The following is a 20428-nucleotide window of genomic DNA, read 5'->3' as shown; positions in this document are numbered from 1 at the left end:
GAAATGTTAGGAAAACTTCCAGGATCAGTTGTTCGAATGTAGATATGCCCGGCGGCCAGGGGGGCGATATCTGGTACAGCGAATGGCAATCAATTGTTTTATGCTTTCAGCTGCCTGTATCGTATATTTGACGCTATTAAACCCACTTTCATTTATGCAGGAACAACTGGCATTACTGGAGCAATACCTGGAGGCGCAACGCCCTGATCTCCTGGCCGATCTGAATCCAGCCCTGACACCCGGAGATATCAAAGCGCTCGAACAAAAGTACAACTGCGTAATACCCGCGCCGGTGGCCGCTTTATACCAGTGGAGAAATGGACAGTCATTTAAGAGCTTCGACGCGTTTGTAAATAATTCTACTTTTGTTCCGCTGGAAGATGCCATGGATACCATGGTGGAACTAACGGGGATGATAGGAACTGACTTTCAAATAGACAACTGGTGGCATGCCGGCTGGTGGCCTTTGTTTCACAACGGTGGCGGCGATTATATCTGCTACGATGCGCATGGATTATTTACCGGGCAGGCGGGACAACTACTGGAGTTCTGGCATGCCGACAACGACCGTCCCGTGATAGCACCCGACCTGGTGTCGCTGATCGCCGCGCTGAACCAGTATTATGCCGCAGCGCCTTCTGATAATGAAGATGAGTTTTTTGAAATAACGTCGCCGGCAGGTTATCCTAAAAAGTTCCGGGTAAAGTAATATTTAATCATTTTTGATGAGCCAGTTGCTGATTAGCACTATTGCACAACACGTATCATTAACCGCGGAAGAACAGCAACGTATTCCCTCCTTTTTTGAATCGTTGCCCGTTCGCCGCCACCAATTCCTGTTGCGGGAAGGGGAGGTATGCCGGTACGAATTTTTCATAGAGAAAGGCTGCTGCCGTCAATATGAAACAGATAGTACCGGTAAGGAAAATGTATTGCAATTCAGTATAGAAGGGTGGTGGATAACAGACCTGGATAGCCTGTTGACCGGAACGCCTTCCCGGTTTAATATAGATGTGTTGGAACCAGGTGTGGTGTGGCAGATCAGCAAGTCGCAGCTGGAATTATTATTTAATGAGATACCGGCGGTAGAGCGTTATTACCGCATCATTTCCCAGCGCGCTTATGCGGCCCTGCAGCGAAGAATATTATGGTTACAGAAACCTGCGCTGGAAAGATACCAGGCATTTGTAGCAGCTTATCCTTTCTTTGAAACCCGGCTACCCCAGCACCAGGTGGCCGCCTACCTGGGTATTACCCGCGAATCGCTGAGCCGCTTGCGGAATAAAATAGCCAAAACTTCCAGGTAACCCCCATTTATTATCATTTGTCATTGTGGAGGGAGCGGGCATCGCTCAAATTTGCTTAAAAAAGCAAATATGACCACACATCCTATTTTAGCAGCATTCGACCATGCTTTGTTACCGGCAAAGAACAGAACGGTAGTAGCGCCTATGAGTCGCGCCAGTGCTACCTTACAGGGAGTGCCTACTGACGTTATGCAAGCCTATTACGAAAAATTTGCCGCCGGCGGCTTCGGGATCATTATCACAGAAGGATTATATACCGATGCCCTGGCCAGCCAGGCATATCCTCACCAGCCGGGAATAATAACACCGGCGCAGATAGCCGGCTGGCGGGCTATTGCCGGGGTCGTAAAGGCACAGGGCAGTATATTTATTGCACAACTGATGCATGCAGGTGCATTGTCCCAGCATTTGATGCATACCCTGGCTCCTTCGGCAGTACAGCCTATGGGGAAAAAGTTAGCATCCTATGGTGGTGGCGATGGCCCTTTCCCCCTGCCGGCGGCTATGACAACAGCCGATATACAGGCAGCGATAGCAGGTTACGTACAATCGGCCGAAAATGCCCTGGTGGCGGGGTTTCAAGGAGTGGAAATACATGCGGCCAACGGCTACCTGCTGGACCAGTTTTTAACAGACTATACCAATCTCCGGGAGGATGAATATGGTGGAAGTATCCGGCATCGTTTCCGGGTCATCGCAGCCATTATTGAAGGGATACGGGCCAAAGTGCCAGCCGGTTTTATTATCGGGTTGCGGTTGTCGGAAGGCAAGGTAAATAACGGCAGTTATCGCTGGCCCGGCGGCGTAGAAACGGCTACCAGCCTACTGGCAGAAGTGAAACAGGCATCGGTCGACTATGTGCATATTTCAGGGGAAGGAAGCACCTGGGAAAAGCTGGTGTATGATGATCAGCTGTCACTCACCACTATCGCTAAACGAATGGTAGATCGTCCGGTGGTGGCCAATGGTGGGTTGCACAACCTGGAGGTGGCGAGGCGGGTACTGGAAGAAGGTCATGCCGATTTTATTTCCCTGGGCCATGCAGCGCTGGCTAATCCTGATTGGCCTGCGCGTGTGCGGGAAGGTCTGGCATTTACTGATTTTGAAAGAGACATGGCAACGCCGTTTCCGCCGTTACAGTAATTTGCTGCTGATTGGGGTTACGGGGGATGTTTGGAGGAAAAGGATGGGGAAGAAAGAAGCCGCTAACGGCTTCCTTTCTTTTATTCGCCGTTAGCTAACATTTCCATTTCCAGTAATTTGCTGCCACCTGCAAAATCGGCTGCAGCATCAGGGCATAAAATAGAGCCTAAGGATGCCATCATACGTTGTGCTACCAGGTCGATATCTTCTGTAGTGGTGGCTAAAAAGGGAGCCTGGCTTTTCAGCCGCTGCAACAGCGTATTCTTTTGCTGTACAGAAATATCTACCAGCTGATTAATCCTTTCGACTGCCACTTTGTATAACTCGTCGTAATAAAAAAGCATATTCATATAAAGGAATATTTTGTACTCCTCAAATGTAGGGTTATGACTATAATCTTAGCTATATGAAAATATTATGACCTATAATTAATAATTATAAATGGATTTGGCGAGTTTAATGAAACGCCGGTTCAGATCACTGGTTTCACCTTTGCGTTGTATAAAGTAAAAGCTGCGCTCTATCCGCAGCCCCTCAAATGAAAGAATGGTAAGTTCCCCGTGTTGCAGCTCTTTAGCGATGGAGCGGGTAGATAGAAATCCGACGCAACCAGACTCGAGCAGGAAATTTTTCAACGCTTCGGTACCACCCAGCCGCACTTTGATTTTTAAGTCGGTAAGCCGGATACGACTTTTCCATAGCCCTGTTTTAATAGCTTCCAGGGTACCGCTGCCTCGTTCGCGTATGGCCACCGGCATTTGCAGTATATCTTTCAGTGCATAGGTTTTTTTCTTTGCCAGCGGGTTTTGGCGACTGCATACGGCTACTATCTGGTCTTTAAGAAAAGGTTGGTAAGTGATATTACTCGACCGTCCTTTTTCTTCAGTCACCCCAATATTAATTTCCTTATCCAGTAATGCCTGCAAAACAATTTCGCTGTTGCGGTTCAGCAATGAAATATCCACCAGCGGGTATTCCCGGTGAAACGCCGACATTACCTTGGGCAGGATATACAGCGCGGCAGTGGTACTGGCGCCCAGGTTCAGCATACCGGTGGCCTGCTGCTGATCATGTATCACCGAAATATCAAACTCTGTTTCCTGCTGTATATGCTTCACCGTCAGTAAGCGGCTGTACAACAGCTGTCCCGCTTCTGTTAACTCTATCTGTAATCCTTTCCGTTCAAACAGTTTCGTTTTATACTGCTCTTCGAGTCCTTTGATATGCGTGCTCACCGCAGGTTGGGAAATAAACAATGCCTGACTGGCTTTTGAAAAGCTTTTCTGATGGGCTACTTCCATAAATACCAGGTGTCGGTTGGATAGCATGATGGGCTTATTTTATTCTAAAATAAGCATTTTATCGGGCCTCCGGCAGATATATCCCACAACAGCTCCATCATCGATGGAGCTGTTGTACGAAACTTATTTCTCAAATAACAGGCGCTCAAACCGGTCTACCTGCGCTATAATTCCCCAACCATAAAAATCATTGAACACGGCTATCATCACTTCGTTATCTCCCTCAACGAGCGGCAGATCAAACGAGGTATTGTCCACCGAACACCGCCCTGCCGGCTCTTTCATGATAGGAGAACCATAGGTATTCTTGCCTACATACACATATTTGCCGTTCAGGAATACCCATACATTATCGCTGAAGCCCAGCTTCAGCTTGCGGGTTTGTGCTACGGCGGAATGAATATTGGTTTTCAGCCACACAATGCGGCGGTTGCGGTCCCGCTGCCCGCCCAGCTGCCGGGTCAGGTTAATCAGCCCATTTCTTTCAGCCCATATCGGTTTCCAGGTGGCATCTTTTCCTGGCGCGTTGGAGTAATTATAATCTGTCAGCGTGGTTACCACCTCCGGTACACTCGCCAGCCAGCGGCGGATATAACGGGGATCATTGTCGGTGATATCAGCCAGTGGCTCGGGGGAAAGCCCTCCTGTTTGACCGGGTTGTACTACCAGGTTGGAAATAATGACCTGGCCACTGAAAGCTAACGCGCCATGCCATACATTGCCTTCCAGTTGGGGAATATCGAGCACAGGCCGGGTAGTATCGTTTACAAATACCTGCATACGCTTACCCGATATTACCAGCTTTACATGATTCCATTGATCCCGCTGGAACCACGCCGCAGTTTGATACTGGGGCAGCATATCCCAGAGATTTATCCCGTCTATATACGGTGTATATTGTACCGCCTCGCCATTGCCTGATAAGGCGGTGCGGAAATAAAAACATTCGTTTTCCTGCTGGCTGCTCCGCCGGAAATAAAAGGACGTAAAATACGGATCCACTGGTTCGATATCGTAGGAGATGGTCCCGTCTCTGAAATCCAGGTTTTTTAATACGGCGGTATCCGGACTGTTTAATATCTTCATAGCGGGTACCGATTTATACGTAGAAAAATCGACAGTACCAGGCTTGAAATTCCAGTGATCCGGTTGTAATGCTACCTGGATAGTGGTAGGAGGAGTTGTTTTCCCGTTACGCTGCGCAAACATACCTAATGGCAATAACAGCAATAAAAACGAAATACTTGTCTTTGTCATGACCTGCGTTTTTGTGTTGAATGGTTAGGCCGGCAAGTTGAATAATCCGTTCTTTAAACCCGGTTCAAGCACCTGGCAGGTTGGTGCAAGTTCGTGCAAGTAGATAATTAGCTATTATTAAATGAACAACAGTTTTGAAATAAAATACATATTAAAGTGCCTGGAGTTGGTGGAAGCCCGTTTAAACTGGGGAGCCAGCAGCGAATGGACTACCTATGATTTCGAAAAGCTGAGTGATATCATTGCGGAAACTACCGGGGTAACCCTTAGCATTACCACCCTGAAACGTCTTTGGGGAAAGCTCAAGTACAACAATATTCCCGCGGTGACCACGCTGAATACCCTGGCCCAATTTGCCGGTTACAACAGCTGGCGGGAGTTTAAACAACAGGTATCGCTACACCCGGTGGTGGATATACCGCAGGGTAGCGGGGAAGCAACCGTATTACCGCCGGTCCGCAAAGTGTTTTCACGCCGCTGGATGCTGGGCGTAATGGGCGTCTTGCCCCTGGTCCTCATTGGGTACCTGTTACTGTCGTCCAACAAGAAGCCCGGAAAACCGCTTAACCCGGCGGCCTTTCAGTTCAGCAGCAATAAAATCATGTCTACCGGCGTGCCCAACTCAGTGATTTTTCATTATAACGCCCTGGCGGCAGGTGTTGCCGACTCGGTGTTTATTTCCCAGTCTTGGGATACCTCCCGCAAAGTGGCGGTGCCACGCCAGGAAAATACCCGTTCTTCCATTTATTATGCACCTGGTTATTACCGTGCCAAGCTGATGGTGAACAAACAGATTGTAAAAGAGCACGACCTCATGATCGCCTCCGATGGCTGGCTGGCCATGTTGGAAGCGGGGCCGGGGACTCCCTACTATTTTAAGAAAACAGACATCGAAAAGGATAGCGGCGTAGCGGTGAACAAAGCGCTGCTGGCTACTTCCGGCATACAGGTACTGCCCACGCCACCGGCGTTGCGCTTTTTTAATGTACGCGACATGGGCGACCTCGACAACTACAACTTTACGTTTGAGACCACGCTGAAGAGTGATTTTAAAGAAGGGACCGCCGCCTGTCAACGGATACAGGTGCTCATTCTCTGTAAAAATGACCTGGTCTTTATCCCGCTCTGTGCCAAAGGCTGCGTAGGAGAGTTGTCGCTCTATGCGGCAGGTACTACGGTAAACAGCCAATCGGCCGACTTATCAGGACTAGGTTGCACCCCCGAAGAGTGGACAACGCTGAAAGTATCCGCTGTGGATGGGAAAATGCAGGTGTGGGTAAACGGTAAGGCCGCCGCCAGCCTTACTATGGCGCATGCGCCAACTGGTATCGTGGGCCTCCAGTACCGCTTTAATGGTACTGGCGCCATTAAAGACACCCGCTTCACATGGCATGGGAAAACGATAGTTTTTTAAACGGGTATATCTCTCCCTGACTGCGCTTATCAAAAATAATCAACCAGTCCGGTCAGAATTTTTATCTTTGTGCCCTGGTGAAAAGAATAGCGGCATACATATTATTATTTATCTTCTTTTTACACAACACAGGTTTCGATCAGTTGTTGAGGATACCTATGCTGGTAGTGCATTATAAAGAGCACCAGCAGCGCAATCACCAGCTCAGCATCACCGACTTCCTCTGTATTCATTACTTGCTGCCGGACGATGGAGATAATGATGACGACCGGGACATGCAGCTGCCGTATAAAACAATAGACGTCAACCTGCTCCATCATGCCTTTGTTCCCCTGGCTAAATCGATCACGGTAAACAGGCAATCGCAGCATATGCCTATTGCCATTAATTATCCCGTACTCAGGGACTATCACCTTCCCGAACCAGCACTGTCCTCACTTTTCCGGCCTCCACGGGCATAAGCCTTTTACATCCGTTGATAGTTTTCTGCCTGTATAACAGGCAGGGATACACGTTTTTATTTCCTTTTGAATTAATGAAGAAGACATGCTAAATAAGATCATTAGCTTTTCTGTAAAGAATAAGCTGATTGTAGGACTATTTGTATTGGCTTTAATGGGTTGGGGTACTTACGAGGTCACCCGTTTACCGATTGATGCCGTACCGGATATTACAGACAACCAGGTACAGGTGATAACGGTGTCGCCCGCCTTAGGAGCGCCCGATGTAGAGCGTTTGATCACATTCCCCATAGAACAGGCCTGCAGCAATATTCCCGGGCTGAAACAAATCCGGAGTTTCTCCCGCTTCGGGCTGTCGCTGGTAACGATTGTATTCAACGATGAAACAGATGTGTACTGGGCGCGTCAGCAGATCAGCGAGCGTTTGCAACAGGTGCAGCAAGAGATCCCGGCGGGTGTAGGTGCTCCGGCAATGGCGCCGGTAACGACCGGGTTGGGCGAAATATATCAATATGTTGTGCGGCCAAAACCAGGCTATGAAGACAAATACGGGCCTATGGAACTGCGTACCCTGCAGGACTGGGTAGTGCGCCGGCAGCTGCTGGGCACCCCCGGCGTAGCGGATGTAAGCAGTTTCGGGGGACAACTCAAGCAATATGAAATTGCCGTAAAGCCCGGACAGCTGAAAGCCCATAACATTACAGTGGGTGACGTTTTCGATGCCCTGGAAAAGAATAACCAGAATACCGGTGGCGCCTACATTGAAAAAGGCCCTACCGTATTGTATATACGAAGCGAAGGACTCACACAAAGCATCGCCGATATCGAAAAAATTGTAGTGAAAACGCTGGACAACGGCATGCCGGTGCTGGTACGCGATGTAGCCACGGTACAACTGGGCGCCGCCACCCGCTATGGGGCTATGTGCTACAACGATAAAGGAGAAGTAGCGGGCGCCGTAGTGATGATGCTGAAAGGAGAAAACTCATCTGCCATTATCAAAAGGGTAAAGGAAAAGATAGCCGAAATTCAACATTCCCTGCCGGAAGGCGTGGTGATTGAACCTTTCCTGGACCGCACCAAAATGGTGAATCACGCCATCAGCACCGTGGAAACTAACCTGGTGGAAGGTGCGCTGATCGTAGTGTTTGTGCTGGTGTTTTTCCTGGGCAACCTGCGGGCCGGCTTAATAGTATCTTCTGTGATCCCGCTGTCAATGTTATTTGCCGTTATCCTCATGAATAAATTTGGCGTGGGCGGCAACCTGATGAGCCTCGGGGCCATCGACTTCGGGCTGATCGTAGATGGTACAGTGATCGTGGTAGAAGCTATTCTCCATCGCTTTGCACACTCCAAACATTTTAAGGATATCGGCGTGGTGAACCAGGACACGATGGATACAGAAGTAAATGCCGCTACCGGTACCATGATCAAATCGGCCGTGTTCAGCCAGATCATTATTCTCATCGTATACATTCCTATTTTATCCTTACAGGGTATAGAAGGAAAGATGTTTAAGCCCATGGCCTTTACCGTGGCTTTCGCCATCCTCGGCGCTTTCCTGTTGTCGGTTACCTATGTGCCGATGATGAGCGCTTTATTTCTCAACAAAAAAATCAATCATAAAGATACGCTGGCAGATCGCATGATGACCTGGCTCCAGAAAAGCTACCAGCCTTTGCTGACCCGCGTGATGAACTTTCCCAAAATGCTGATAGCAGGCACCCTGGCACTGTTTGCCGTTGCCGTATTGATCCTGGGAGGAATGGGAGGGGAGTTTATCCCACAACTGGAAGAGGGGGATTTCGCGGTAGACACCCGCCTGCTGACAGGGAGCAACCTGCATACCACGGTAAAGGAAACGCAGAAAGCCGCCAGCATCTTACTCAATAAATTTCCGGAAGTTGAAAAGGTAGTTACCAAAATAGGTAGCGCCGAAATCCCTACCGACCCTATGCCGCTGGAAGCCAGCGATATGATGGTGATATTGAAGGACAAGAAAAAATGGACCTCTGCGCGCTCCTTCGATGAGCTATCGGAAAAGATGAGCAAGGAGCTCGCTGTGCTCCCCGGTCTCAGCGTAGGTTTCCAGTTCCCCGTACAAATGCGCTTCAATGAACTTATGACCGGCGCCCGCCAGGATGTGGTATGTAAAATTTTTGGAGAAGACCTGGACACGCTGGCCCTTTATGCCAACAAACTGGGCGACGTGATACGAACGGTAGATGGCGCCATCAACCTCTACGTGGAAACGGTTACGGGTATGCCGCAGGTAGTTATCCACTACAACCGGGATGCTATGGCCCGCTATGGATTGAATGTGAGCGATGTAAACCGCGTAGTCAATACCGCCTTCGCCGGCCAGAGCGCAGGGCTGGTATATGAAGGGGAGAAGCGCTTTGACATGGTAGTACGATTGGCAGATGAGGAACGTCAACATTTATCAGATGTACAACACCTGTTGATTCCCGCCCGGAATGGGATACAAATTCCCCTGGAACAGGTAGCCTCCGTAGAAGAAATAGAAGGCCCCAACCAGATACAGCGCGAAAATACCCGCCGGAGAATTATCGTAGGCTTCAACGTCACCGGCAGAGATGTACAGACCATTGTAACAGAACTACAACAAAAGGTGGCGGCACAGGTAAAACTACCACCTGCTTATCATATCGTGTATGGCGGCGCTTTTGAGAACCTTACGGCAGCCAAACAACGTTTATCCGTGGTAGTGCCCATTGCCTTGCTGATGATATTTATGCTCTTATATTTTGCATTTAATTCTGTGAAACAGGGACTGCTGATTTATACCGCCATCCCACTGTCGGCCATTGGAGGAATCCTGGCCCTCTGGATGAGAGGAATGCCCTTCAGTATTTCTGCAGGCGTTGGTTTTATCGCACTCTTCGGCGTGGCTGTATTGAATGGCATCTTACTGGTATCGGAATTTAACCGCCTGAGAAAAGAAGGAGAAGACGATGTGAGGAAAATAGTGATACACGGCACCAGGTCAAAACTGCGTGCTGTATTGATGACCGCGCTGGTACCTTCGCTGGGCTTTATTCCCATGGCATTGAGCAACGGCGCAGGCGCCGAAGTGCAGAAACCACTGGCCACTGTGGTAATTGGCGGATTAATTATTTCTACGATGTTAACATTATTTGTGTTGCCCGTATTTTATATCCTTTTTGAGAAAGGATTTAAATATTTCAAACCAGGTAAAGTTATGGCAACGGTTATCCTGCTTTGTTTGCTGGCTTCGCCAGCCCTGGTGCAGGCCCAGCAGAAGATAACCCTGCCGGAGGCCATTCAGCTGGCCACCAAAAATAACCTGAACGTACAGGCGTCGAGGTTAGGAGAGCAATACTATCGCTCGCTGAAGAAGAGCCACCTCGACTTCGACAAAACCAACCTCGGGATAGAGTATGGTAAAATAAACAGCGTGGCCAACGACAACCGGTTCACGGTATCACAGGGCATACAATTTCCTACGGTATATAAACATCAGCGCAGTATTAATAATACCAATATTGCCCTGAGCCAAACACATACCCGTCAACAGGAAAATGAGCTCGTCGCACAGGTGAAACAATCCTTTTACACGCTCTTGCTACTGCATGAGAAAGAGCTGTTGTTGCGGGAAGCAGACAGCATCTACCAGGTTTTTTTACAAAAAACGGCGCTGCGTTTTAAGACCGGCGATGTGGATATCCTGGAGAAATCGACCGCGGAAAATCAGCGGATACAGATCGCCAACCAGCTACTGTCGCTGAAAACAGATGAAGCCGTGGTAATGAACCAATTCAGGTGGCTGTTAAATACCCCTGATGCGGTGATACCTGTCAGTGATAGTTTAATATATCGCCTGCCGACGTTGCCGGATACGGGCGCGGTTGTCAATACGCCCGCACTCGCCCTGCGCCGGCAACTGTTAGAGCGCAGCATCCAGGAAAATAAACTGGAGAAAAGCCGTTTGCTGCCTACGCTCAACCTGGGTTATAACAATATGAGTATTATCGGCTATCAGCGGGTAGGCAATGAAGAGAAATATTTCGGTGGCGGCGACCGGTTTTCTTCGGTAAGCGCAGGCGTTGGTATCCCGATATTTAACACCGGGCAGCGTTCCCGGATTAAGGCCTCCCAGGTATTTATCCGGCAGCAACAACAGGAGTTGCAGGCCACCCGCCAGCAGTTGGGAACGGAACTACAAAACGCAGTACAGGTATATGCGCGCAACCTGCAACTGCTGGACGTGTATCGCACCACTTTATTGAATAATGCCAACCTGGTCATTACCAACGCCGGGAAACGCATGGTCAGCGGGGAAATTGGCTATCTTGAATGGGTGATACTCATTAACCAGGCCCTCGAAATGCGTAGCAACTATTTCGCTGTGATAGAACAGTTGAACAACGCCGCATTTACAGTAGAAAAATTGAGTGGTATTAATTAAAATTTTTTAATCCGGAGTCATGAAAAAAATAACGTTATTAGTATATATTTTTGGGATAATATTATTGTCCTGCAAGGAAAAGAAAGCACCGGAACAAACGGCCGGCAACAAGGCTGCCACCACGGTAACTGCCGAAAGTAACGAGGTACAACTTACACCGGAGCAGCTGAAAGCGGCCGGCCTGGAAATCCAGCCCGTTGCTACCCGCGACATGTACACCGTGCTGAAGGTAAATGGTGTAGTAGATGTACCTCCGCAAAATATTGTATCCGTGAGTATGCCCATGGGAGGTTACCTGAAAAGCATGCAGCTGCTTCCGGGAATGCAGGTAGGCAAAGGACAGGTGATGGCTGTATTGGAAGACCCGCAATATATACAGCTGCAACAGGATTACCTCGTCGCTAAAAGTAAATTACGTTACCTGGAGGCCGACTTCATCCGGCAGAAAGAGCTGAATGAGTCCAAAGCCAATAGCGATAAGGTATTTCAGCAGGTAAGAAGTGAATACGAAGCACAGAAAGTGTTGCTGAGCGCTTTGAGAGAAAAGCTACAACTGATCAATATTCATCCGGATAAGTTAACAGATGGTAATATCACCCGGAGTGTGGCCATTTATGCGCCTATCAGCGGGTATGTATCCAGGGTGAATGCCAACCCGGGGAAATATGTAGGTCCTACCGATGTGTTGTTTGAGCTGATTAATCCGGCAGACCTGCACCTCAGCCTGACCGTATTTGAGAAGGACCTTGCCAGCCTGGCGCCGGGACAGAAAGTGGTTTGCTATGCCAACGATAACGGGGAGAAATATGCGGCCACCATCCATCTGATCACCCGCAATATTAATGAAAACAGGGCAGGAGAGGTACATTGTCACTTTGAGAAGTATGATAAGCGTTTACTGCCGGGCATGTTTATGAATGCAGAGATAGCACTGAACAACGCATCTGTAAGCGCTTTGCCCAACGATGCCGTGGTGAAGTGGAAGAACAAAACATATGTTTTTGTGGCAACCGGGGCTGGCAAATTTACGATGATACCTGTAGAAACCGGTACCAGCAATGACGGCTATACGGAAATTAAGACGGTGATGGCAGATAAGAAAATTGTTACCCGCAACGCTTATACGTTGTTGATGAAGATGAAGAATAGCGAAGAAGAATAGGGAATATCGTGTTTTTGTTCCTGAATATAAAATACAGACATTTGTCATTTAAATCACTCATATGGTTAATGAGGTAGTATCACGAGAGAATCCTGTTCAAAGCAAAAGTAAAATCACTACTATTTCTATCATAGCCAGCGGCGGTTTGGCGGCGCTCAAGTTTGTGGTGGGCATACTTACCGGTAGTTTGGGATTGATAGCAGAAGGAGTACACTCGTTGCTGGATTTGTTATCTACCTTAGTCACCTTTGTGGCCGTTCGGGTGGCGGCCAAACCTCCGGATGCCAACCATCCCTACGGGCATGAAAGGGCAGAATCGCTGGGCGCCCTGGCAGGTATGACGCTGTTGGGCGCTACGGCTATCATCATCGGTTATCATGCCATCGTGAAAATTATCTGGGAGCCGGGTGCACCGAAAGTAACGATCTGGTCGTTTTCCATCATCATTGTCAGTATCGTAGTCGACTTCATGCGGGTACAAACATTGAAACGGGCGGCTAAACACTATCAAAGCCAGGCCCTGGCTTCAGATGCAGAACACTTTAGTAACGACATGCTGGGATCTGCGGCTGTATTGCTGGGCCTACTGTTTATCTATATGGCGAAATACCTGCCACTGCCCGTTTGGCTGGTGGAACGTGCCGACGCGTTTGCCGCGTTGGGCGTGGTAGCCATTGCCTTTAAATCGGTATGGCATATCGGCGCAGAAGCCATCAAATCGCTGATGGACGACATACCGGAAGACCTGATGCCCCGCCTGCAGGAAACGGTGGAAAAAATACCAGGCGTAGTACCGGGAGCGGTCACCATCAAAACCCGCTTCGTGGGCAATAAAGCGTATGTAGAGGCCACCGTAGGCACCCTGAGAAGCCTCACCTTTGAAAAAGCGCATGAACTTACAGAAACTATCGAACAGGCTATCCGCGAAGACCTGGATGGCGCTGCCGAAATTATTGTACACGCAGAACCCATTCATACTACCGATGAGCCCTATAGTATTACCGTTCGCTCGGTGGCGGCCCGACTCGACCTGCGTATTCATAACCTGAACCTCTACCTCGTGGCCAATGAAATGCGGATAGAACTGGACCTGGAAGTGCTGGATAACCTTACGCTACAAGAAGCCCATACCAAATCTGAATTGTTGGAAACAGCGCTGCAGCAGGAGTTTGCCCTGCCGGTGAAAGTGGCGGTACATATTGAACCCAGGAATGAAATGCCCCGCTCTTCCATCCGTCATATTCCTTCCCTGGAAAAGGTAAGACTGGCCCTGGCCGATCTCACAGAATATCAACATGTGGATATCGACGAAGTACTGCTTACAGACGAAGGCCTGGTGGTGACGCTGATTATGACCCTGCCGGGAGATACTTCCCTCGCCAGTACCCATACGATTATGTATGACCTGGAACGGGCACTGAAACTGAAAGTACCCGATATTATCAGGGTGCATATTGACCCTGAGCCAGAGAAATAAACTGCTACGCTGCATTAGGCACGTTGCCTGGTTTCCCAGTCAATGCGATACTGGTATACCCAATCCTGGCCTTTGATGCCAAACAGGCGAAGGAAAATGCTCATCATGAAGTTGCGGATTTTTGCCTGGAATGGACTTACTGCTTGTTTACCGGCGCCGCGTCTTCTTCCTTCTGCCACAATTTTTTCTACACGGGGTTTGCGGTCTTGTTCAAATTGGGTAAATACCTGCTCATAGTCGCCGTTGCCATCGCGTAGTAATTTAGCCAGGTACATGCTATCTTCCAGGGCCATGGACGCACCCTGGCCGGAGTTGGGACTTACTGCATGGGCCGCATCGCCAATCAGCAACACCCGGTCTTTATGCCAGGTGGGCAACGATTGTATATCGCTGATATTTTGCTTGATAGGTCTTTCCGTATGTTCAATAAGTGTAGAGATGGGCGCGTGAAAGTCTTTGTAGATGGCCAGCATTTCGGCTTTTACACTATCCGGCGACAACTGCCTCAGGGCTTGCTCGCTCATTGGTTCGGTAGCATAGAGGTTAGACCACCACATGGCATATTCGTTGTCCGTTGCGCAATAGCCAAAGAACCCTTTGGCGCCAAAGGTAAAATTGAGACTGCGTAGTTCCCGGCTGGTGATTTCGGGCAGGTTACTGATCTTGGCAAAGCCGCCTACGCCTACTACGTTTACAAATGCCGGTTGTGGGCCATCGGGTAAAATAATGCTGCGGGTACGGGACCGGATGCCATCTGCGCCAATCAATATATCGCCGCTGTCGCTGCTGCCATCTTCAAAGCGGGCTTTTACACCGGTAGGATATTGGTCTATGTCGGTAAGCCGCTTATTGTATTGTATGGAAATGCCGGCAGCTTTGGCGGCCTGTGCCAGCACATCGTGGAGATCAGCCCTGGACATACTCACGCCAGGCTGTCCATATTTAGTGATATTACCATAAGGAATGGAGGCTAAAATTTTTCCATGTTCATCGCGAAAACAATGCTGCATAGTAACAGCGCCGCGGGAAATAATATCATTAGCCAGTCCCAGCGCCGCGAGTATATTCATGCCGTTGGGCGCAATGTTTAAACCGCCGCCCGCCGCTTCCCGGGGTGGATAAGCTTCATAAACGGTGCTGCCAATACCGGCTTTGTGGAGGAACAGCGCAAGGCTAAGTCCGCCGATACCGCCGCCAATGATAAGTACGTGAGGAGGATGATTGCTGGTCATTGTAATGGAATTTTGTACAGCAAAACTAGCCGTACGGCATTCCCTGATCAACAACCGTTAGGTAAGGCAACAGGGATCACCGGTGAGTGAAATGTTTTTGACGGTGAAAATTTTCACCGGTCGTCACTCACCGGCGCTATATTTAATTGGCCATTGCCTTCTTTTGTGCCTGTTTTTTTACCAGCCAGTAGCAGCCATATAAAAACAGCAGCCAGCCAGGAATCAGCTCTACCGGCAGTTTCATACCAGTAAGCCACATCAGGCATAAAATACCTACCAGGAACAACAAGCAGATGTAGTTAGACAGGGGATAGATAAAAGAAGGGAATTTCGTACGAACCTGCTCCACTTTCTTCCGCTGTTTGAATTTCAGGTGTACTACACTAATCATCAGCCAGTTGATCATCAGCGATGATACTACCAGCGACATCAACACTTCCAGCGCCTGGTCGGGAATGAGCTTATTGATCACGATACAGATGGCGACAAAAAGTCCCGATACAATGATAGCCACCACCGGTACATGGTTCCTATTTAGTTTAGAGAGAAAAGCCGGCGCGTTGCCTTGCTTTGACAGTCCATATAACATCCTGCTATTACTATATACACAGCTGTTGTATACCGACAATGCCGCTGTTAATACAATCAGGTTCAGTACATTGGCAATCAGGCTGGTGAAGTAGATTGTATGCCCGAAGAGCTGGAACTGGAAGCCTTTCAGGCTTTCAAACACCATCACGAACGGGCTACTTTTAGTGGTAATATTTTTCCAGGGCGATAATGCAAATAAAATAACCAGGGCGCCCACATAAAAAATCAGGATACGGTAAATAACCTGGTTGGTAGCTTTGGGAATAGTCTTTTCAGGTTTGTCGGCTTCGGCAGCGGTAATACCAATTAATTCCAATCCCCCGAAAGAGAACATGATCAGCGTAATGGCTGCAAACAATCCCTGGAAACCGCCTTTCCCGTCAGACTCCAGCAACCCTTTTGGGAAAAAGCCGCCATCGTTCCAGAGGTTATTGATACTGGCCTGGGAACCTCCGCTGCCGCTGATCAGCAGGTAAGTACCGAAACCAATCATGGCGATGATAGCTACTACCTTTACAATGGAAAACCAAAACTCTGCTTCTCCGTATACCTTTACAGAACTCAGGTTGAGGGCATTGATGGCCACAAAAAAGAACAGGCTGGAAGTCCATAAGGGAATTTCCGGCCACCAGAAATGTACATACACACCAATGGCAGTTAACTCCGACATGCTTACCAGGATATAGAGCATCCAGTAATTCCACCCGGAGGCAAAGCCTGCGAAGGTGCCCCAATATTTATAAGCAAAATGACTAAAACTTCCGGAAACCGGTTCTTCTACGACCATCTCTCCCAGCTGGCGCATAATAAAGAAAGCGATGATCCCTGCCAGGGCATAGCCCAGGATAACGGAAGGTCCTGCCAGTACTGCGGCCGGGCCTATCCCCAGGAATAAACCGGTACCTATGGCACCGCCCAGGGCAATCAGCTGAATATGTCTGTTTTCCAGGCCTCTTTTAAGCCCCTGTTCTGTTTTTTTCTCGGTTGTTGGTTCCAATGTTGTTGTGCTGGTAAAGGTTGCAAATTTGAGGTAATTTCAGCAAAAGTTGCGCTCTTGTATTTGTTTTGGCTGCATGACGACTAATGGTTGATATTCCCCGTTTACCGGAAAAGTAAGAAAAATATATGAATCAGTCTTTAGGTCACCCTTAAAACACCCTATTATGGATAATTTTTCCCCCCTCGAAGGAAAGATATCGTGAAATCACCCCTTATCAGCCAGTAGTACTCACTTAGCCCAGTTTTATCAATTTGTGAACTTTTCATGAACCAGGAACAACCTTTATCTATCCATCTATTTTTGCACCCGTAAAACTACCATTCTTTATGAAGAAGTATGCACACTTATTCAATTACACTACACTACTCCTGCTGTCCATTTTTTTATCCGCCGTGCAGGCCATGGGCCAGTCGACCGGATCCGGTATTACCGGGTTTGTATACGACGATGCTAAAACGGCTATCGAGGGGGCCAACATACAAGTGAGAAATACCGGTACCGGCTTTATGACCGCAACGGCATCCGACCGGAAAGGCTACTTCTCTTTCAGAGACTTACCCGTAGGTACTTATGATATCACCGTTTCCTTCCTGGGGCTGCAAACGACGCTGCTGAAAAGCAATGTGCTTAACCTGGGCGACCGCCTGGTATTACACAGCATTGTGCTCAGCCGCAACGCTAAAACCCTGCAGGAAGTGTCGGTGAAATCCAACAGCTTTAATAATAGTGTGGACCGCCTCGGTACCGGAACCGCCATCACCGGTAAAGTGATGCAGAAAATTCCGCTCGCCTCCCGCAACTATACCGATCTGATGACCTTATCTCCTTTGTCTAACGGTACCTCCCTGGCAGGCGCCAAAGCTGGTGGTACAGGCTATATGCTGGACGGTGTGAGCAATCGTCGCGCTACTTTCGGTGGCGTTACGGATGCTGCATTTTCTATCTCCTCTGAAACGATCCGCGAGTTTGAAGTATCTACCAACTCCTATGATGTGGCCAATGGCCGCGGTTCCGGCGGTGTGGTAAAAGCCATTACTAAATCAGGAACCAACCAGTTTTCAGGTTCTGTCTGGAGCTACTATGGCGCCAACGACCTCGCTGCCAAAAAAGATGTGAATGGCAACCGTCTCACTACTAAATATGAGATCTTCCAGGGTGGCGCCCTATTCAGTGGCCCCATCATTAAAGACAAATTACACTTCCTCGTATCTTACGATCAATACCAGAATACGATCCCATTCCGGGCTTACGACTTCGGCTTTTCTGCGCCCACCCAGGCACAGGCAGAAAAGAACCTGAACATCACCAAGGCCAACCTCGACAGGATCGTGTCTATCATGGAAAAGAAATTCGGATTCCCAGTAGGACCTGAGTATGGCGCGATTAATATCACCCAGTCTACCAAAAATGCCTTTGCGAAAATCGACTGGAACATCAATCGCCGCAACCTACTCACCCTGAAGTATAACTATCTCCACTTCACCGATCCTAATAAACTGAAGTCAAACGGGGTACTGTCTACAGAATATACCGGCGTGGAAGAAGATCATGGCGTAATGCTGGGCCTCCGCACTGAGTTCTCCGAAAAATCATACAATGAACTGAAAGTAAACTACAGCACCTACCGGAAATTCCTCCATTTCCTGTACAACCGCGTACCGGAGGGCTTTGTAAACGTTACCTCTACGTTCAGTGATGGCACCACGGGTACTACCACCGTGGCCTTCGGTAACCAGAACTGGGTACCGGAAACCGATGCCTCCAACGTGGTACAACTGTTAGACTATTTCCATTATAAGAAAGGCAACCTTAACTTCCTGTTCGGTACCGATAATAACATCAACTTCATCGGCGACCGCCTTTCCCACGATCAACAGGGACAGTTCTACTACGCCAGCATCGACGATATGGATAATAACAACCCTTATCGCTTTAACCGGAAGATACCACTGAATGGTAACAACCCCGCGGTGAATGTACCATTGATTCAGCTGGGTGTATTTGCACAAATGGAAACCAACCTGCGGCCCAACCTTAATTTAACGGTGGGTCTGCGTTGGGATGGTAACATCATTGCCGGTAAACCAACCTTCAATGAACTGCTGTATAAAGACCTGGGCGTAAGAACAGACGTAGTGCCTTTTGACGCCAAAAATATACAACCCCGCGTAAACCTCATCTGGGACGTAAACAACAATGGACAAGATGTGGTGAAATGGGGCGCTGGTTTATTTGCCTCTGAACTCACCACCCAACCGTTGACTTTTGCACATATCGATAATGGTGTAGACTTCCGCCAGGTAGATATCCGCAGCAATGTACCGGTACCCGACTGGCAGGCTTACCAGAAAGATTTCAGCAAGGTGCCGGGAGTAGACTACTACCATTCTTTGCCTACCACGCAACCCGCTACAGTGCTGGTATTGGACAAACACCTGAAAATACCGCTCACGTTTAAAACAAACCTGAGCTACTATCACTACTTCAATAGCTGGTTCCGCATGGGCGCCAATCTCTATTACAATACTACCTGGAATAACTTTTACCTGTACGACCTGAACCTGAAGCGCAACCCGGAATTTACTACCAACGAGGGACGAGCGGTATATGTGCCTGCCAGCACGCTGAACAACAGCACTTCTACCAGCTATCTGCCGGTACTGGCTAACTCCAGGATATCGTCCAACTTTAACCAGGTAAGGTATTTTACCAACACCAACTGGGCCTCCAAATACCTGGGCGCAATGATCGAAGCGGCCGTGCAATTGCGTAAAGATGGTTATTTCAGCTTATCCTATGCAAGGGGTAAAGCCACTGGTACACCTCCATACGACAACGGTGATCCACGTAACGCCAACTTCGCAGTAGGCCCTAACTATTCGGATTATAGCAGCTATGGCAAGAACTGGTACAGCGATGGCGACCAGCCTCATAAAATAGTAGCGCTGTTACTCAGTCCAAGTTTCTGGGGCTTTAGCGTGAGCTCTTCCTTCCAGGCCTATCAGAACGCCCGCTACTCCGTGTATGTGAATAAAGATGTGATCGGTGAGAGCAATGATGGTACTAACCTGGCATATATTTTTGATCCGAACGATGCTAAAACTCCTGCCAACATACGCACTGATATGCAAACCTTACTGGATAAAACCAGCCCTGAGTATCGCAAATTCCTGACCAGCAACTTTGGGAAATTTGCGCCTTACAACGGTGGTGTACAGCCTTGGCGCGCACAATGGAACTTAAGCGTGATGAAAGATGTGAAGCTGTATAAAACACATAAATTATCTTTCCGCGGAGATATCTTCAATGTGCTGAACCTGTTGAACTATAAATGGGGCGGCTATACGCAGATTATTAACACCAACCTGTATACTGTAACAGGTTTTGACCAGGCTACCAATTCATTTACCTATAAGGTAAATACCAATGCAGGTACCCGTCAGAAAACTGCTTCCTATTTCCAGGTGCAGTTTGGTATGAAGTATTCGTTCTGAAAAATCTGGATAAAAAGAGGGCGTCTCAAAAATAATTGAGGCGCTCTTTTAGTTTTTAGGCACAACTAAGCTCATTATGAGATAATTTATTCCAAAATGCAATTTTTGATGCAGTATTAATTGTTGGATTGTTGTATAA

At 48.4% G+C, this 20428-nt stretch carries 14 protein-coding genes; 9 read left to right on the top strand and 5 right to left on the bottom strand.

The window, feature by feature from the left end:
* The first annotated feature begins 154 nt into the window (after positions 1-154).
* The 3 genes from HGH91_RS22350 to HGH91_RS22340 all read left to right on the top strand — a co-directional run bounded on the left by HGH91_RS22350 (position 155) and on the right by HGH91_RS22340 (position 2450).
* Complete coding sequence (locus HGH91_RS22350) at positions 155-709, top strand: SMI1/KNR4 family protein (protein WP_168741025.1); 555 nt, start codon at positions 155-157, stop codon at positions 707-709.
* A gap of 16 nt (positions 710-725) precedes the next feature.
* Complete coding sequence (locus HGH91_RS22345) at positions 726-1307, top strand: Crp/Fnr family transcriptional regulator (RefSeq protein ID WP_168741024.1); 582 nt, start codon at positions 726-728, stop codon at positions 1305-1307.
* A gap of 69 nt (positions 1308-1376) precedes the next feature.
* Positions 1377-2450, top strand: coding sequence for an NADH:flavin oxidoreductase (locus HGH91_RS22340; RefSeq protein WP_168741023.1), 1074 nt, complete (start codon positions 1377-1379; stop codon positions 2448-2450).
* A gap of 80 nt (positions 2451-2530) precedes the next feature.
* On the opposite strand, the gene HGH91_RS22335 is transcribed toward HGH91_RS22340, so the two are convergent.
* From HGH91_RS22335 to HGH91_RS22325, 3 genes are all read right to left on the bottom strand, one after another.
* Positions 2531-2800, bottom strand: a complete 270-nt coding sequence (locus tag HGH91_RS22335) for a hypothetical protein (RefSeq protein WP_168741022.1) — start codon at positions 2798-2800, stop codon at positions 2531-2533.
* Positions 2801-2878: 78 nt separating this feature from the next.
* Complete coding sequence (locus HGH91_RS22330) at positions 2879-3778, bottom strand: LysR family transcriptional regulator (protein WP_168741021.1); 900 nt, start codon at positions 3776-3778, stop codon at positions 2879-2881.
* 96 nt (positions 3779-3874) lie between these two features.
* Positions 3875-5008: a hypothetical protein gene (locus HGH91_RS22325; RefSeq protein ID WP_168741020.1), complete on the bottom strand. Its 1134-nt coding sequence runs from the start codon at positions 5006-5008 to the stop codon at positions 3875-3877.
* Between the two features lie 121 nt (positions 5009-5129).
* On the opposite strand from HGH91_RS22325, the gene HGH91_RS22320 reads away from it, so the two are divergent.
* From HGH91_RS22320 to HGH91_RS22300, 5 genes are all read left to right on the top strand, one after another.
* A complete protein-coding gene (locus tag HGH91_RS22320) occupies positions 5130-6422 on the top strand; it encodes a hypothetical protein (protein ID WP_168741019.1) in 1293 nt (430 codons plus the stop codon).
* A gap of 77 nt (positions 6423-6499) precedes the next feature.
* The gene (locus tag HGH91_RS22315) at positions 6500-6883 is read left to right on the top strand and encodes a hypothetical protein (RefSeq protein ID WP_168741018.1); all 384 of its coding nucleotides are present in this window, start codon (positions 6500-6502) and stop codon (positions 6881-6883) included.
* A gap of 85 nt (positions 6884-6968) precedes the next feature.
* Positions 6969-11333, top strand: a complete 4365-nt coding sequence (locus HGH91_RS22310; protein ID WP_168741017.1) for a CusA/CzcA family heavy metal efflux RND transporter — start codon at positions 6969-6971, stop codon at positions 11331-11333.
* A gap of 19 nt (positions 11334-11352) precedes the next feature.
* On the top strand, positions 11353-12495 hold the full coding sequence (locus tag HGH91_RS22305; RefSeq protein ID WP_211092391.1) for an efflux RND transporter periplasmic adaptor subunit: 1143 nt from the start codon (positions 11353-11355) through the stop codon (positions 12493-12495).
* A gap of 61 nt (positions 12496-12556) precedes the next feature.
* Positions 12557-13972, top strand: coding sequence for a cation diffusion facilitator family transporter (locus HGH91_RS22300; protein WP_168741016.1), 1416 nt, complete (start codon positions 12557-12559; stop codon positions 13970-13972).
* A gap of 14 nt (positions 13973-13986) precedes the next feature.
* Here HGH91_RS22300 and HGH91_RS22295 read toward each other — a convergent pair whose 3' ends face one another.
* Together HGH91_RS22295 and HGH91_RS22290 are read right to left on the bottom strand one after the other, a co-directional pair.
* On the bottom strand, positions 13987-15204 hold the full coding sequence (locus HGH91_RS22295; protein ID WP_168741015.1) for an FAD-dependent oxidoreductase: 1218 nt from the start codon (positions 15202-15204) through the stop codon (positions 13987-13989).
* Positions 15205-15346: 142 nt separating this feature from the next.
* Positions 15347-16792 carry an amino acid permease gene (locus tag HGH91_RS22290; protein WP_168741014.1) on the bottom strand — a complete coding sequence of 482 codons (1446 nt, stop codon included), beginning with the start codon at positions 16790-16792 and terminating at the stop codon, positions 15347-15349.
* 329 nt (positions 16793-17121) lie between these two features.
* Between HGH91_RS22290 and HGH91_RS22285 the strand changes: the two genes are divergently transcribed.
* Entirely contained in the window at positions 17122-20289 is a 3168-nt protein-coding gene (locus tag HGH91_RS22285) for a TonB-dependent receptor (protein WP_168741013.1), read from the top strand.
* The last annotated feature ends 139 nt before the right edge of the window (positions 20290-20428 follow it).

This window comes from Chitinophaga eiseniae, from assembly GCF_012641265.1.
Lineage (GTDB): Bacteria > Bacteroidota > Bacteroidia > Chitinophagales > Chitinophagaceae > Chitinophaga > Chitinophaga eiseniae_A.
Note: the sequence above shows the minus strand (reverse complement) of the source record. Positions and strands in the feature narration are given on the sequence as shown.